The sequence below is a fragment of the Nostoc sp. DedQUE04 genome (genome assembly GCF_034530995.1).
Taxonomy (GTDB): Bacteria; Cyanobacteriota; Cyanobacteriia; order Cyanobacteriales; family Nostocaceae; genus Nostoc.
In genome coordinates this window covers 120,104-135,916 of sequence record NZ_JAVRCA010000012.1, presented here as the reverse complement: position 1 = coordinate 135,916, position 15,813 = coordinate 120,104, and the positions used below count along the sequence as shown (strand labels likewise).

13 protein-coding genes are annotated in these 15,813 nt (G+C 38.9%); 7 read left to right on the top strand and 6 right to left on the bottom strand.

Annotated elements, in window-relative coordinates; translation table 11 throughout:
• Positions 1–3: 3 nt before the first annotated feature.
• On the top strand, positions 4–2,499 hold the full coding sequence (locus RM049_RS11355; RefSeq protein ID WP_322704250.1) for a CHAT domain-containing protein: 2,496 nt from the start codon (positions 4–6) through the stop codon (positions 2,497–2,499).
• Here the strand turns inward: RM049_RS11355 and RM049_RS11350 are convergent.
• Both RM049_RS11350 and RM049_RS11345 read right to left on the bottom strand, forming a co-directional pair.
• Positions 2,457–3,494 (bottom strand): hypothetical protein, encoded by a 1,038-nt coding sequence (locus RM049_RS11350; protein WP_322704249.1) that lies wholly within the window; start codon positions 3,492–3,494, stop codon positions 2,457–2,459. The genes RM049_RS11355 and RM049_RS11350 overlap by 43 nt on opposite strands.
• Positions 3,495–3,621: 127 nt before the next feature.
• Positions 3,622–5,487, bottom strand: a complete 1,866-nt coding sequence (locus RM049_RS11345) for a serine/threonine-protein kinase (protein ID WP_322704248.1) — start codon at positions 5,485–5,487, stop codon at positions 3,622–3,624.
• A 475-nt stretch (positions 5,488–5,962) separates the two neighbouring features.
• On the opposite strand from RM049_RS11345, the gene RM049_RS11340 reads away from it, so the two are divergent.
• Both RM049_RS11340 and RM049_RS11335 read left to right on the top strand, forming a co-directional pair.
• Positions 5,963–7,474: an ATP-binding protein gene (locus tag RM049_RS11340; RefSeq protein ID WP_322704247.1), complete on the top strand. Its 1,512-nt coding sequence runs from the start codon at positions 5,963–5,965 to the stop codon at positions 7,472–7,474.
• Between the two features lie 11 nt (positions 7,475–7,485).
• Positions 7,486–7,791, top strand: coding sequence for a fertility inhibition FinO-like protein (locus RM049_RS11335; protein WP_322704246.1), 306 nt, complete (start codon positions 7,486–7,488; stop codon positions 7,789–7,791).
• A 56-nt stretch (positions 7,792–7,847) separates the two neighbouring features.
• Here RM049_RS11335 and RM049_RS11330 read toward each other — a convergent pair whose 3' ends face one another.
• Positions 7,848–8,015, bottom strand: a complete 168-nt coding sequence (locus RM049_RS11330) for a hypothetical protein (protein ID WP_322704245.1) — start codon at positions 8,013–8,015, stop codon at positions 7,848–7,850.
• Between the two features lie 547 nt (positions 8,016–8,562).
• On the opposite strand from RM049_RS11330, the gene RM049_RS11325 reads away from it, so the two are divergent.
• Positions 8,563–12,012, top strand: coding sequence for a plasmid replication protein, CyRepA1 family (locus RM049_RS11325; RefSeq protein WP_322704244.1), 3,450 nt, complete (start codon positions 8,563–8,565; stop codon positions 12,010–12,012).
• A gap of 172 nt (positions 12,013–12,184) precedes the next feature.
• Here the strand turns inward: RM049_RS11325 and RM049_RS11320 are convergent, their stop codons facing one another.
• A complete protein-coding gene (locus RM049_RS11320) occupies positions 12,185–12,835 on the bottom strand; it encodes a site-specific integrase (RefSeq protein WP_322700414.1) in 651 nt (216 codons plus the stop codon).
• Between the two features lie 313 nt (positions 12,836–13,148).
• Between RM049_RS11320 and RM049_RS11315 the strand changes: the two genes are divergently transcribed.
• A complete protein-coding gene (locus RM049_RS11315; protein ID WP_322704243.1) occupies positions 13,149–13,841 on the top strand; it encodes a hypothetical protein in 693 nt (230 codons plus the stop codon).
• Between the two features lie 63 nt (positions 13,842–13,904).
• Here the strand turns inward: RM049_RS11315 and RM049_RS11310 are convergent, their stop codons facing one another.
• Together RM049_RS11310 and RM049_RS11305 are read right to left on the bottom strand one after the other, a co-directional pair.
• Positions 13,905–14,138, bottom strand: a complete 234-nt coding sequence (locus RM049_RS11310; protein WP_322704242.1) for a hypothetical protein — start codon at positions 14,136–14,138, stop codon at positions 13,905–13,907.
• A 334-nt stretch (positions 14,139–14,472) separates the two neighbouring features.
• Complete coding sequence (locus RM049_RS11305) at positions 14,473–14,682, bottom strand: hypothetical protein (protein WP_147262545.1); 210 nt, start codon at positions 14,680–14,682, stop codon at positions 14,473–14,475.
• A gap of 141 nt (positions 14,683–14,823) precedes the next feature.
• Here RM049_RS11305 and RM049_RS11300 point away from each other — a divergent pair, with 141 nt between their 5' ends.
• On the top strand, positions 14,824–15,000 hold the full coding sequence (locus tag RM049_RS11300) for a hypothetical protein (RefSeq protein ID WP_322700418.1): 177 nt from the start codon (positions 14,824–14,826) through the stop codon (positions 14,998–15,000).
• 319 nt (positions 15,001–15,319) lie between these two features.
• Positions 15,320–15,793 carry a hypothetical protein gene (locus tag RM049_RS11295; protein ID WP_322700419.1) on the top strand — a complete coding sequence of 158 codons (474 nt, stop codon included), beginning with the start codon at positions 15,320–15,322 and terminating at the stop codon, positions 15,791–15,793.
• Positions 15,794–15,813: the final 20 nt, after the last annotated feature.

Below are 15,813 nucleotides of genomic sequence, written 5' to 3'. Positions count from 1 at the left end.
TAAGTGAAAATTACTAGACGTAGATATCTATTTTGCAGTGTTGCAGGTTTCCTTATTGCAGTCAGCAAACCATCTCGGCTGATGGCTCAAAATGTCAATAAAATCACCGAACAAGCAGAACTTTTGACTGAAAAGGGGCATGAGCTATTAAATCAAGGTAAGTATTTGGAGGCGCTGGAGGCTTGGAAAGAAGCCACTAAAATTTATCGTCAACTCCACTTAGATGAAGGCATTGCTGGAAATTTAATCAACCAGAATCTTGCGCTACAAGGGTTAGGCTTGTATCTTAATGCTTGCGATCTGCTTTTATCAGCTTTAAAAATAGATACTTGGAGCTATTTTCCAACACTTAATGCGCCTGATAAATCTAGCAAAAAAGCACTTTATACTGCAATCTATCAAGTTAAACCAACCCCAGTAAATTTGTTAGGATTACAAAACTTGGGAGATATTTTACGTTTGCTGGGTAAGTTAGGTGAATCAGAAATAGTTTTAAAAGAAACTTTGTCAATGGCTCAAAAGATGACACTCAATGCAGATATTAGTTCAATTCTTCTCTCATTGGGAGATACTAAACAGTCTATGTATGAACGTTCGAGCGTAGAGTATAGGTGGATAGGAGAACTATTGTTCCAAAAAGACACTGTTACTGAAATTCACCAAAATGCGTTAATATCGCTTGACTATTACCAACAGGTAAATAACACAACAAACGCTCCAATAGCTATAAAACTGCAAGCTCAACTACACAGTTTAACTTTATTATTAGATTTTGATAAATGGCTGAAAAAGGAATTATTATCAGGTAATAGCAGATTGACAACTACTAAAACTAATATTCATCGACAGATTCAGCCTTTAATCGACTTAATCATCAAAAACTCTTCTTTATTTAATGAATTACCTGTTAGCCAATCTGCTTATGCCAAACTCAACTTTGCTGACAGTTTAAATAAAACTTCAAATAAACAGTTACAGTCTCTAGCTATAAATTACGCAAAATCTGCATTGCAAACTGCTGAAAGCATTAACAATCAACTTTTACAATCATTCTGTTGGGGTACTCTAGGCAAATTAAATCCCGATGAATCACATGTCTGCTTTAAGCAAGCTCTATTGTTTGCTCAATCAATTCGGGCATCGGATATCGTCTATGAATGGCAGCAGCAATTAGCTGATTTATACAGCCAACAAGGAAAATCTAAAGAAGCTTCCTATTTTTACGACGCAGCTATTAATAGCTTAATCCAAGTTCGTGCTAACCTTTTAGGTAGTAATCCAGATACTCAGTTCTTTTTTTACGAAAAAGTAGAGCCTATTTACCGGAATTATATAAGATTATTAGCAGCAGATCCTTCGCCAAATTTAGAAAAGATAATTCAAGTAAACGCACATCTGCAACTAGAACAGTTAAAAAACTTTCTTCAATGTGGCAGACTCAATCTTATACCTTTGAATAATCTTCAGGAGTTGCCTAACACCACTGCAATAATCCACATTATTGATTTAGATAGCACCATAGAAGTAATTGTCCAATCCCCTGACCACTCTCTTCACCACAATTCTGTTGATGCTAAACTAATTAGAAGTCATGTCAATAATTTATTAGATATTGTTCAGTCTATCAAATTTTACTCTAATAATCAAAGTGAGATTATCTTGCATTCTCAAAGACTTTATAATCTACTAATTAAACCTCTTAAAATATATTTTCATTCATCAGGGACACTTGTCTTTGCTTTAGATACATCTTTTCAAAGTCTACCAATGGATTTACTTCATGATGGAAAAGAGTTTTTAACACAGCAATACAGTTTTGCACAAACTGTAGGTTATAAAATTCAACCACCTAATTCCTTATCTAGAAATCAGCCAACAGCTTTAATCGCTGGCTTGAGCAAGAAGTCTCCTAGTTTCAATGACGAAAATGCTCCAAAAGGACTGAAACCACTGCCTGGAGTAGTAATAGAAGTAGCAGAGATTAAAACACAAATTACTAACTCTAAAGTGTTGTTAGATGAAAAATTCACCAGTTTACAGTTTCACAAAGAGATAAGTAAAGATGATTTTTCAATTATTCATGTCAGCACTCATGGGCAATTTAGTTCTAATGCTGAAAAAACTGTCTTTTTGGCATACGATAAAGTCATTAATATTTTAGATTTTAATAATTTTATAAAATCTCAAGCTCAGTCTAATGAAAATCCAATTGAGTTATTAGTCTTGAGTGCTTGTCAAACAGCGAAAGGAAATAAAAGATCAGCATTGGGGATGGCTGGCGTGGCAGCCCAAGCAGGCGCACAAAGTATAATCTCTAGCTTATGGTTAGTAGATGAAAGCTCCACTGCTATACTTATGCAAGAGTTCTACAAGGCTTTGAAAAATGGTTTGACTAAAGCAGAGGCACTGCGTCAGGCAAAATTAAGTTTATCATCCAATCCTAAATACGTTCATCCTTACTTTTGGTCAGGCTTTGTGCTAGTTGGCGGATGGTTATAAAGTTCTACTATTTTTAAACCTTCTTGTACACGAGCTAGTTCATCTAGGTTATTAGTGTTTTTTGCCAGTTGTGCTGCTTTGCTATATTCACGAAGCGCCTCTTTTGGCAACCATGCCTCTAAATATCTATCTGCCAATAATCGGTAGATAGTAGGGTTTTGGCTTCCTGCTCTTACTCTTGCTTTCAATGACTCAATCGTTTCATTTAAAAGATTTCTTGCCATAAACACAGCATCTAAATCCCATATCGCAGCTTCATCTGGAGGTAAGTTTAATTCTGTAATCTGCTTTACCCTTTCTGCGAAAGCATCTTGTTCTTCTTGTCTCAAAACACTAACTACTAACGTTTCAGAGGAACTAATGGGAGTATCGCCTACATTAGCAAGTACGGTAAATTTATAAGTATTAAAAAATTGCAATTCTTTTTGTTCTTTTGGATAGGGTAGTGCAGTAATAGTTTTATCTACTGTCTTCTCCCAGTAAAACTCATAACCGCTAACAACTACTGTGTAACTAGTAGCTTGAGGTACAGCATACCAAGAAATTACAGGTCTGGTACTCAACATTGAACTGCCATAGGGACTAATTAGCATTGGCACATTTGTTGGACCTTTAATGCCGTCACATTCAGTTGGGTTCAACCCCGTACATAGCCTTACTCTGTCGTGCGGTAGCCTACATTTATCTTCAATATCGAAAATGCTACTTTGTTTAAAATCTAGAAATTCTCCGTTCAAGTAACATAAAGTATTAACTGTTCGTCCATTCATTGGAGTAATGCGATCTCCTGAACACAATAAGCTATTTACTCGCCAGCGAAGATCGCTCACGCTAGTAACTCGACCAATAACCTTACATCTACGTTTTGCTTCTGGCTTTACCTGACCCCACGCATTGCTCCAACCTAAAAGAAGTATCGTTGATGCAACTACTAAAATTTGGCAGATGTAGACTTTTCTCCCAATTTTGCTCTTTTGCCTGTGTGTACTCAGCATCAAAAGTTTTATATAGTTATATGCAAGTTAATAGCATACAAGAATTAGAGAGATAAAAAAAGGTGTTTAGAATTGTAAATTGTAATAATAATTTGTTACTCTTGAGAGGCTATTAAATTCAAGAAGCTTAATCTTGAATTAAATTAGGAGCTTTTTGTCTAATTCTTTCTATTATTTCGGCTCGCCAGATGAAAACTTCTGGTTCTCTAGATTCAGTTAGCAAACAGGCTTCCCAGGAAAGCCAAGAGTTATCAAAATCACCTAAAATTCCCTGCACTTTTGCTAGCAAACAGTGGGTAGATGTTTTTTGAATATCTAATTCTTTTGCTTTCTCTAAATATCGCTTTGCCTCGCTATATTTCTTCTGCTCAAATTTTGCCCAACCTAAATTTTTATATAAAACTGCTTGCCATCTGGAATTTGTAGTTTTTTGTAGTCCTTCTTGGGCGAGAGAAATTGCTGTATTATAATCACCTTGTAAAATTTTTACTCTAGATAAATTATTGATAGCAATTATCGCTTGTCTATTAATTTTTATGGCTAACTGGTATTGTTGCTCCGCTAAATCATATTTCATTCGTTCATCGTAATAAGTTCCCAATCCATAATGCCCTTCCCAATTATCAGAGGTTAACTTAAAAGCCTTTTCATAACTATCTATTACACACCGATAATTTTGTAATTGTTTACACACAATACCTAAATTATTATATGATTCTACATTTGTGTCATTATATTTAATTGCTAATTCATAGTATCTTTTAGCTAATTCTAGACTCTTCGTACTACGAAGTCCTTTTTCAAAATAAAATTTGGAAATTGTGTATCTGGCTTGAGGATTAATTTTTATAGCTGAGTCAAAAAACTCTTGTGCGGTCTGAAAATTATTTGCTGCCTCAGCCTTTTCCCCTTGAGACAGTAAATATTTAGCTCTTAATGGTAATAATACTTTGAAAGTCACGAATACTGTCAAAATCATAAATCCAATTGCTGCGCTAACTCTGAACGTTTTAGACCTCGTTAATCTATAAATTTTACTTTGCTGAGGAAGTAATTTTAATCGTTGCAGGATAACTTCAGTACTTTGCGGACGTTGCCCTGGTAAAGGAGCCGTCAACTCATCAATAAAATCACCAAAAGGTTTGTCAATTTGCGGTGCTTTGTTTCTCCATATTAATCTTCCTGTCTGTTTATCCGTAGGTAAATCGATTAGTTGAATTGCAGTAAGTAGATGGACAAAAGTACGACCCAAAGCATAAAAATCTGATTGCGGTACTGCCTGTCCATCAGTTTGTTCTGGCGGAGAGTAACGAGGTGTGCCAACAGATGTAATTTCATATTTTCCTCCTCTAGACGTGCTGTCTCCTCCACTTCCGCTTATTTTAGCTAAATAAGTACTAGTTACTCGCCGTGCTACACCAAAATCAACTAACGCTAATTGACCACTTGACTGGAGAATTATATTAGAAGGTTTAATATCTCTATGAAAAAAATTAGCCCGGTGTACTGCGGCAAGAATTTCAACTAATTCTTTTAGCCATTCTAATGCTTGAGATTGCAAAATACGCCCATTAGATTCTATCCATTCCTCTAAATTCTGTCCCTCAATTTTATCCATAACCAAGCAATGTAAGGTTAAAGAAGTATTGACAGGAACAAAAGTGAAAAAGTCATCTAAGGTACTTTTGGGAATATTTGGATGATGGATTAGTCGTAAACTAAGAGATTCCCGCTCGATTAATTCAACCAGTTTCGGCGAGTTCAATTTCAGAACTTTCATGACTCGCTGCTTGCGGACGGGATTCCATTGAGTCCCAGCGTCCTCTACTTCAAAAACTTCAGTATAGCTGAATGGATTTTCATTCAGCGGTCTTAATGGCTTAATCAAGCGGATACGGTTATTAATTAGCAGCGAAGTACCACAAAAAAGACATTCTTCAATGTCTTTAGGATTTTGACGTTGCTCGCATAGGGGATTTATACAGTAACTCACATTCGCAGGAGGATAGCCAGATATAAACTACCTACCCCAAATCTAGTCTTTCTTCCCATCAACGATAATGTAAGTGAAGATTTAAAATTTTGAGTAGTCATTTTCGATAAATTAAGTATATTTTATAACTTCAAAATAAAGAAGAACTAGGAAACTTGTTAATATTTGTGTATCGATGGTAGTTTAACAGCAGCATTTAAAGTAATCAATTTGATAACTGCTACTGCGATCTAGTGACGGCAGTAGTTTTATTAACTACTTTTTCAAGATGTACGTAAGTAATGATTCTACTCTATCTTTCGTCCCCTTTGCATAATTGGTGACTTGAGTTATTATTTGTTTGGAGCAAACAGCTATTAAGTAGAGAAATTAAGTATCACTGAGTTATATTTGAAACTATTACTTGGCGGTTGCATTGAGAAAAAGCGTATGGGGTTGGTCGCTCGCTCGCTCGAACAACAGAATGAGTATAACTATGGATTCTAATGCTGTCCAAATACTAAAATCATCAGTCTATTCTCCCCTTGCTTCAAAGAAACAAGAGCTTTTAGAGCAAAAACACTCTTTTGTGACAGTAAGTTTTGATGAAACTTTAGTAATAGTCAATGATTTAGTGCTTGCCAAAAGAGGTAGATACTTATCTCAACCAGAGATACTTATTATGAAGGGAGCGTGGCATAACCGTGAGTTTGTAGAGATAGCAGAAAATTCAGCTTACAGCGTCAATTACTTACAACGAGGCGTAGCTACTCGGTTATGGGATATACTCACAAAAACAATTGGAAATGGCAAGCGAGTTACTAAAAAGAATGTACGGAATTTTTTAGAGCAACTTGCACAAGAGTATTATCCTCAATCTGCTTTTACTAGTGAAGAAAAAAGCTTCCCTGTCAAAAATTGGATACAAATTATAGGAAGTAAACCTCCTGATATCTCAAGTTTTTATGGACGCGCAGGAGAACTATCTTGCTTAAAAGAATTAATAATAAAGCAACGCTGCGTATCGTTAGTAGGGGTAGCAGGCATTGGTAAGACTGCATTAGCTGCAAAGCTAATACAAGAGATTAGTGTAGAATCAAAACCAAAATTTGATTGCATAATTTGGAAATCAGTTGCCCATGCACCACTGTTTCAAGACTTTATAGCCGAGCTAATAGAGCTAATCCAACCTTTAGAGCCTAAGCTAGACTCACCTAAATTTACTCAAGCAATGGTTTCAGCACTGATCAAGCAGATGCAATCGTGCCGATGTCTTTTGGTATTGGATGAATCTGATTCCTTGTTTGAAACAACTAATTTAGAGCAACACTTAGAGTACAAACTATTTTTTCGCAGATTAATAGAGGAAATGGATCAAAGCTGCTTGCTCTTAACTAATCGAGTCTTTCCTGATGAATTTGAGGATCTTATAATAGCAGGACGTCCTATTCAATATCTAAAAATAAAAGGTTTAGAGACTGATGCTGCAATGCAACTTCTTTTTGATCAAGGATTGGATGACGAAGAGAAATGCAACGAATTAATTAAAATTTACTACGGCAATCCTTTAGAGCTAAAGACGGTAGTTACCAGAATTCAACACTTTTTTGGCGGAAGTGTTCAAAAGTTTTTTGAAAATAGAACTACACTTTTCAGTAGCCAATTTCAAGCAATGCTTGATAAAGCCTTTGGTTACTTATTAAGTAAAATTCAACAAGAAATTATGATTTATATAGCAGAAGAGTTAACTTTAAACTCAAAACCTGTTACTTTTACTAGTTTATTAAATGGCTTGAATCAAAAAGAATCAATATCGTTATCAGTATCAGATTTAATTACAGCATTAGAAGGGTTGGAAAAGCAGTTTTTAATTGAAACTATTAAAGATTCTGCTTCTGAAGAAAGTAGTTTTACTCTTCAACCTATAGTCAAAAAATATATTAGGAAAAATATACCAGGACTGGTGCATACATCTAATGCTTCACCAGAATTAGCGCTCACATTTTAATAGAGGTAGCTATGATTGCAGGCAAACTAGAAATCACAATTAAAATCAATGAACTGCCACAACCTAAAAACATAGAGAACGATTGGCAGCATTTTGACTTAGACTGCGACAGACAAATTATTTCAGCCACAATTAAAGTAAAGATTTGGAAGAAACTGACCGATGCTGCAAGGAATTATTCTCAATGGGTAGGAGCAATTGTAGGTAAACTTGGACAGCAAGCAAAACAGGGTTTCGTGTTAGAGAAATCCAACATACAAGTTTTCGAGCGCAAGCCCAAGGCAGAAACCACCTCTGCGTTAGGTGCTACTTCTTGAAAAAGCGATTACCCAATCAGGGTAAGCTGGAACAAACGCTGGTAAATATGGAGGAGTCAAACAAAAATCAGAATCTCGCTAGATACGGAAAGACCATAAGTTGTGTAAAATAAAGCTGAATAGTTACGTAAAGGAGATAGAGGTGAAGAATTTACAACAATACCCGCATCTAACGCACAAAGCGCCACTAAGGAGTCGCGCTTTGTACGAATCTTAAATTTCATATAACCTCAGAGCGGGGTTGATCTCGAAGGAACAAAATAAGTGGTTGTTAAAGTTTGGCGACTAAGATTACCACAAAAATTGTCCGACTGAGTTAAATCCGCGCTGCTTTCCCTATTATACAGGGGTTGTCACCAGATCGTCGAATTTTTGGTGGCGGATTTTTGGCTGTTAAAATTCTTTAAGTAGTGCAATGTTAAATTTAGTTAAGAAAAAACTCCGAATTTTGTAGCTAAAAGATGTAGCAGCGCGAATAACAGTTATCAGTTACCAGTTATCAATTGGAATTTACAGTCCTTGATAACTGTCAACTGTTGACTGTTAACTGATGCAGCCCCCTCTGAGCTTGTCAACCAAGTTATCAGGGGAAAATATCGTGAGAAATAGAGAACGCTCCAAGAGCGCAGTAGTAGAGCGCATGGGGTCGAGTGCAGCTTTCGCACGGCAATTTTGTGCTGTGACGAAGGGAAATTTTCGGAATATCCAGGCTAGAGTAAGGGTTTCGCAGCTTGAAAGAGTTCTCTCTAAGGAATTCCGAGGGGAGAACCGATGAATGCAGCGACAACTGAATATCCAAACAATCTCACGGCAGCAGAATACCATGAGTTAACAGCTGGTAGCGCCATTCATCCGGCGTTGATTAAGCGCAACTTCTTTCACGTTGAGGGAGAATCAGTTTATGATTTCCTGTTCATATCTGATAAAATCCCACGTAAGAATGCGGGTCGGGTAACAGATGGATACATAAAAATGTATCAGCACCTATTACTAGGTGGAACGTGGATTCAGTCACTTGACCCATTCAAAAACTGGCAACCGATGGAATGGGGAAGAATTAAGCCCAACTTCCCGCGCATTGATTGGCAAAAAGGGAAACCCGTCAAATACGAGTCGCCACCCAAAACTCCCAACCGCGTTACCTACTTTGATGTCGCTAACCCTATCTGGGACAGAGTTGCAAAGCGTTATTTAATTAAGCGCTATCATTCGCTTTTAGCATTGCGCTTGCTGGATCAACTCAATCCACTAATATTTTGGGAGTGGATAAAGCAACACCCAGAGATTCCGATTATCTTATGCGAGGGCGAAAAAAAGGCAGCTTGCTTGCTCTCTTTGGGGTTTGTAGCGATCGCACTTCCTGGAATTTGGAACGGGCGCGTGGGCAAACAAGATTTTGATGAACGGTTGCATCCTGACTTAGTACCAATGACTCAGGCGGGGCGCAAGTTCATTATATTATTTGATTACGAAACAAAAGCTAAAACCAGGTGGTCGGTGTTTCAAGCCACTGTTCGTACTGCAAAAGCAATCGAATCGGCTGGTTGTGAATGTGAAGTTGCGCTGTTGCCGGGGCCAGAAAAAGGTGTAGATGATTTCGTGGTAGCCAGGGGTGAAGATGCCAATGCTCTGCTAACTGCAATTATAGATGATGCTAAATCACTAAAAGATTACCAGCGCTCGTATCGGGCGAAAAAATGGGGACTTAGCAAATACAAACCGGATGTCACTGTTAATGTCAAGTATCTCTCTGAGGCTTTGTGCATTCCTGAACTTGAAGAAAAATGCTTGAGAGTGCCTGAGCTTTATGAGCTTGAAAAGGAACAACTTTTCACGCCATCTATAAAAGGACATCAAAGAAAGAAGAAGTCTACCGATTCTGGCGAAGTTGATTCAGACAAATCGAAGAAATCCCCTACCTTCAATTTCCCAAAATCAGGACTGGTTGTACTCTGGAGCGACATGGGTACTGGTAAAACTGAACTTATGCGCTGGTGGCGTGACCAAAATCCTGATGCCAGATTTCTGAACAATGGACATCGGGTTAACTTGTTGAAAAATCTTGCCCTTCGCTTGCGGACGGCGATGTATTCAGACTTGGGTTACACAGGTTTAGCCCAGGCCCCAGCCCTTAGTATTACTATTGACAGCTTGCATAAGCTGAATACCCAGTCTCTCACCTACGGTTGCATATTTATAGATGAAGCCTGCCAATACCTTACCCACCTGCTGCACAGTAATACTTGTAAACAACATCGCGCCGCCATTTTGGAGGTACTGGAATATATAGTATACAATGCGCCACTGGTCGTCATCGCTGATGCACACATGGACGATTTAACGGTAAACTTCTTTCTTGCAATGCGACCAAAAGGTGAAGTCCCGTACATCATTAAAAACGAGTGGCGAAACGGTTCACGCACAATTTATTGGTACGAGGGGGATAATTCAAGCGCCCTAGTCGCCCAAATCTCGGCAGCGCTGATGCTTGGTGAGAAAGTCATGGTTGCCAGCGACAGTAAGCGTTTTATCAAAAAACTCGACAAATCCTTTACTATCAAATACGAAGAATCTAGCTCCGAAAAATCACATACACAAAAAAAATGGCGTATCTGGTCTGTTCACTCTGACAATTCTGGATCTGATGAAAATGTCGCTTTCATCAAAGATATCACCAACGCCGTCAAAAACTTTGATGCCTTGTTCACTTCCCCTAGCCTGGGGACTGGTGTCGATATTTCGGAGTATCATTTTGACTTAGTATTTGGTGTGTTTCACGGCGTTTCCCAAACTGCTACTGAATGCGCCCAACAGCTTTACCGTTATCGCCCGAAAGTCCCGTTTCATATTTGGGTGGCCCCACGTCCTCCCTTTGGTTACAAGGATACCAATGCTACCAAGATTAAAGAGCGCTTGCTCCAAACCAATGAAATGACCGCTTTTCTGTTGCGGATTGACCGTCAAACAGGCAAACGGGGAGCAGAGAAAGATTGGGCGCTTGAGGCTTACTGCCAAATTATGGCTAACCGCCACTATTCTCTTAATAATCTGCGTGATGATTTGCGATCGCTCCTCACCGAAATGGGCAATACATTTATATATGTGGGCAGTGATTCAGATCCTCAGTCTCTCGAAAGTCTTAAAGCAGCAGCACAAGCTTTGGATCGTGCCCACAATTCGGCTGTTGCCAAGGCCAAGAATATTACTTTGAGCGAGTACCGTGCCCGTCAGAGCAAAGATTACCTTGACCCTAATGAAATTTTTGAATGTGAAAAATTCCGCATTTCTGATTCTTACGGCATCGAAGTAACCGAATCACTCGTAGAAATGGATAAAGGTGGTCGCTTAATTAGAGCAATTGCTGGACTTGAGGCCATTTTAGCCCCACCCGAAGAATCGTTTACTGACCCCAAAACTGGGCAAACTTATCCTACCCCACCAACAATTGTCACCCAAAAAGACCGCGCCGAACGGGACAATTTACCTTTGTGCATCGACTGGGGCAATTACTCGGCACGGTGGCTGGCTAGATTTAACCTGGGACTGCATCAGATTCTTAAACGTTTAGTGAAGGGTGATGAAGTTACCGCCTCGGATACTCAATTAGTTAATATGACAGCGATCGCTATACATTGTGCTGCTCATGTTAAAGCAATTCTTGGGTTTACTATTCCCAGTGACTGTAAACCTATTTGGTTGCTGGCCACAATGCTAGAGCAGCTGGGGCTAAAGTTGACTTTCCGTAAAATTGGCAAGCGCGGTGAACAGGTGAAACTTTTTTCTTTATCTAAAGAGGAATTAGAATTTGCAATGCATGTAATTGCTCATCGCCAAAGCAAACGGGAACAAAAAGCTCCAATGAGCAATTCCCAGTTCGCAATTCGCAATTCGCAATTTCTTGAAGTTAATTGCGAATTGGTATCCACACCCCCCCTTGATGCTATAGGGAACTCTCATTGCCAAGGGGAGGATACTACCGAATTTGAGTCGCCTCCGACAGATCGCATTACGCTACTCCACTGCGTAGAAATACTTCGATCTGGTATTTCTCGTGGAGTGGATGCAATTAAAGGCATCCTTAAGCGATGGGTTGAGGATTTGCGCTGGGATACCGTGCTGGAACTTGAAGCGATCGCGGCAAATGAACTGCGACTTGTCGAAGCTCAAGTTCCTGAATTTTACAGCTTGCTGAATGAAGAAGTGTTGCCGATGGAGGGATAAAGCCTACGCCGCGACTGAGCTACGTAAACCTAGAGCAATCTGTGCCTCATTTTTATCAGTGGCTTTCGCTTGAAATGTTGCCAATGGAATTGTAAATGGTTTTTTGGGAAAAGACTTGTATCCCTTATCTGGAATAACTCATGTCTAGATCGTCTTTCCTATATTTTCCGATCTAGAAATCCGTCATCAACTTAGTATTGTTATCAGCAGCGCTATCGCTTTTGCTACTATCTTTTACCACCGGTGTCAGCATCGACAATGCCGCGATCGCACCCCGAACTTGCGACGCTTCTACGTCGAGATACTCTTGCAGTTGCTCCAAATTTCGATGTCCGCTGATTTGCTGAATCACTCTCAGTGGAATTCCTGCATTGCTCATCAACGTCAGTGCAGTTCTCCGGCAGCTGTGAGTACTTGCGCCTTCAATCTCTACTAGTTTGCACCCTCTCCGAAAAATTAGTGCTGCATAATCCTCATGCAAATGACCACGGCCCCAGCGTCCAGGAAAGAGATAACTATCACGAGAAACTTTGGGTTTATACAATTCCAGGTGATGCCGCAGATCATCCAGCACAGGAATTGTACGAGTGGACAGCTTCCCCTTCGTACTGCCTTTGCGAATATTCAACTCTGGTCTGACTTTGCTTCTGCTGTCATAAACATCCTGAATTTTGAGGGTGACGCATTCGGAGACACGACAGGCAGTGTACAGCATCACGGCACCGAGTGTTCTGTCTCTAACTGTAGTCAACCCATCGGTAAACAGACGCCCGATTTCTTCCGGCGACAATACCTTTGCCTTCCCGTGACGGTCAATTTTCACCCCTTGCACTACCCCCGATGGTTAATAATCCTATCAGCGATCAGAACAAAACAGTTTTAAGGTGATGAAAAATTGGATAAGGCAATCCTCTAATGAGGGGGAAGGGGCAAAGAGAACCAGTAATTTAAAAACAGGGGTTTTATACCGTATGGAGGAAAGAACGGGAGCAAAGCTTCTTTTACCGTTTGGACATTCCCCTTTCCCTCTTCGTTGAGGAATGTGCTGACGATGGTAGCATCAAGGTAATTATCATGATAAATTACGCGATTAAATGAGCGTGGACAGTTAAGGTTTACCTAGATGAAACGTAGATATGAGCAATACAGGGCGTAAAAAAAAGCTGGCATCTTTCAACTGTGACCAAAAAATGTGGGAGCAGTTTATCGCCCGTTGTAAGTCGAAAGAGACGACGGCAACAGCCACGCTCACCCAATTTATCGAATTTTACCTAGATGATATAGATAACCTTGATACAATTGGTGGCGATAATTTAGATAAACGCCTCGACTTTAAGATTAAGGCAAGTGTTGAGGAGTACTTACTTGCTGGTAATAATAGTTACTCAAATTCGACCAATGAAACGATGTTAGCTATTTGCTCACGACTTGATAAGCTTGAGTCACAGTTATCAAGTGAATCTAATAGGAACCAAACCACAGCAATCCATAACCTCGCCGATTTAGAAGAAAAAATTGAGGGGATGTGTGCCCGAATGACACAGCTGGCTGAGGCGATCATTAAAATTCAAGACTATCTCAACAACCAACAAAAGCGGGGACAGAAATCGTACTACAATAATTCATCATTCAAAGTGCATACTCCCCGAATGCAACCGTTAACTGAAGAAGGTTTAGCCAAGAGACTTGGTGTAAGTGAGGAAACTGTAAGCAAGGAGCGAATTAAACTCCCCCCACCGCTTTTTGTAGCATGGTGTAAGGGCAAAGATAGATCCGGTATTGGGTGGGAATTTAACTATCAGACGGGATTTTATCATCCGGTAAGTTAGTATTTTGGTTAATTTCAACTTGTCGCAGTGAATGTGCGCTCTGCTGTTGCCAATTTTAATTTTTTAAAATGTGATTATTTCACAACCTTCAAGCAATTCGTCGTAAACAGTGAGTTGCTGTGTTTTTAAGTGATTTGGTAGTGAATCATCATCAAAGGTCAAAGTAACAATATAAGTATTTTTGAGACTAAGAGATGATTTGCTGATATCGGTTATTGCTGCACTCATACCACTTCGAGTCCCAATCAAATACCTTACTGATTGGCCGATCTTTAACTGTGCTGCTGGAATAGCCATAGATTTTAAAAGTGTAAGTTAAGCAGTAGTCTTTGGATGCGATGGCTCAAGCGCCCACGCCCAGGCGATCGCTGTTCAGAAGTTAGGCACGGGTTTAATTCAGTACATCAGTTAGGATTGCCGTCGCTCGAGTTAGGGAGCAGATTTATCTCTTTTTCCTCCCAATGTTTTTTCAATATATATTGACAAGTATTTTTGGTGTGTGGTTAATGAAGTATCAGGGATTTGCAGAGATTATGCTCCTGTTAGTAGTTTGAAAAAAATTTGCTTAATAATAATAAAACCCTCACTTTCTTAGGAGGGTTGTAGTAGAGCTACAAGTGAGAATTGGCAATCAGTTAGAGGTTCTGCACTGAGCAATAATTTCCATAGCTCTTCTTTGATGTTCTGGGATGGAGTTGAGGGCAGATATAAGTAATTCCCGCAGAATCTCAGATTGATTTCTTCCAACCACCTGTGAATAGAGCTTTAAATCACTCACATATTTTGGTTCTACGCGAAGTGTAACACTGGCAGAATTATGTTTATTTGACTTGGAACGCATAATTTGACTCCCCTTATAATATGCTCCTACAAGTATGGGTGTAATCGCATAACCTGAGAATAAAGTAATATTGTAATAATATCATAAAAACATTATAGAAGTCAGAATATTTAGCTTAAAAAATAGAGAAATTAGCATAATATGTCAAAAGTAAGAGATAAGTTATCTATGAAGAATTCTAAAAAGAAAAAAGCTTCTTTACCAGTTTATCTAGATGAGTTTGAACGTGAAAGGTTAGAGAAAATCGCCTCTGATTGGGGTACAAGTTTATCAACCACAATCAAAAGGCTGATTAGAGAGAGAGAAATTAATTGTTGAGTAAGCTTATCAATGAATAACTGAATAAAGTAAGACGATAATATTTGAATTTTGTCTTACATTCCTGTAAGAAAAGTTCATAAAAAAGCTTGTTAAGTTTGCCTCCAGCTTTATTTGATGTGATAGTATAATCCAGTTACTACCAGTAGAAAGAAAATAAATATGGTGAATATTTATCTCAAATAAATTCTGCTTTAGTGTTGCAACACGGAGTCAGCCTGCGCCCAGAGTTTCCACTGAATCGGCATACTCTTGATTCTGACGAATGTATTCTTCTCTTAAGTTTCGAGGTAACACAATTAGACTTATCTGACTATTTATGACAAATAAAGGAGGGATTGTTTTGGTAAGTAATACAAAGGAACGTGGTTCACGCCAAAGAGCTAAAACTAAGAATCAGGTGATTGCCAAGCTGATTGGTAAAGTAGGTTTGAGATACCAATATCAGATATATACGGTTGGTACAACTTTGATTGTTGCTAGCCAAACAAGACCAGCACAAGCATTTGGTTTGTTTAACCCAGCACAAATAGCAATGACGTGTATGTTTGGTGGAGCATCGGCTCAAGGAAATGCATTAATAAATGGCTTACCAGGAGTGATAAACGCAGCGATAACAGTGATGTTATTCATTTATTTCGTGTCATCAGGAGTGAAGGTTGCCAATGCATTAGGTGATGGGCAAGAAGTAACGCAAATGGTTCAGCAACCAGTAGGGATATTTTTTATAACTCTGGTGTTATTCATTGCTCAAAACATTCTGTTTGCAAATGTGACAGCAGCTTGCAACTAAAACACAACAACTTCTGGAAG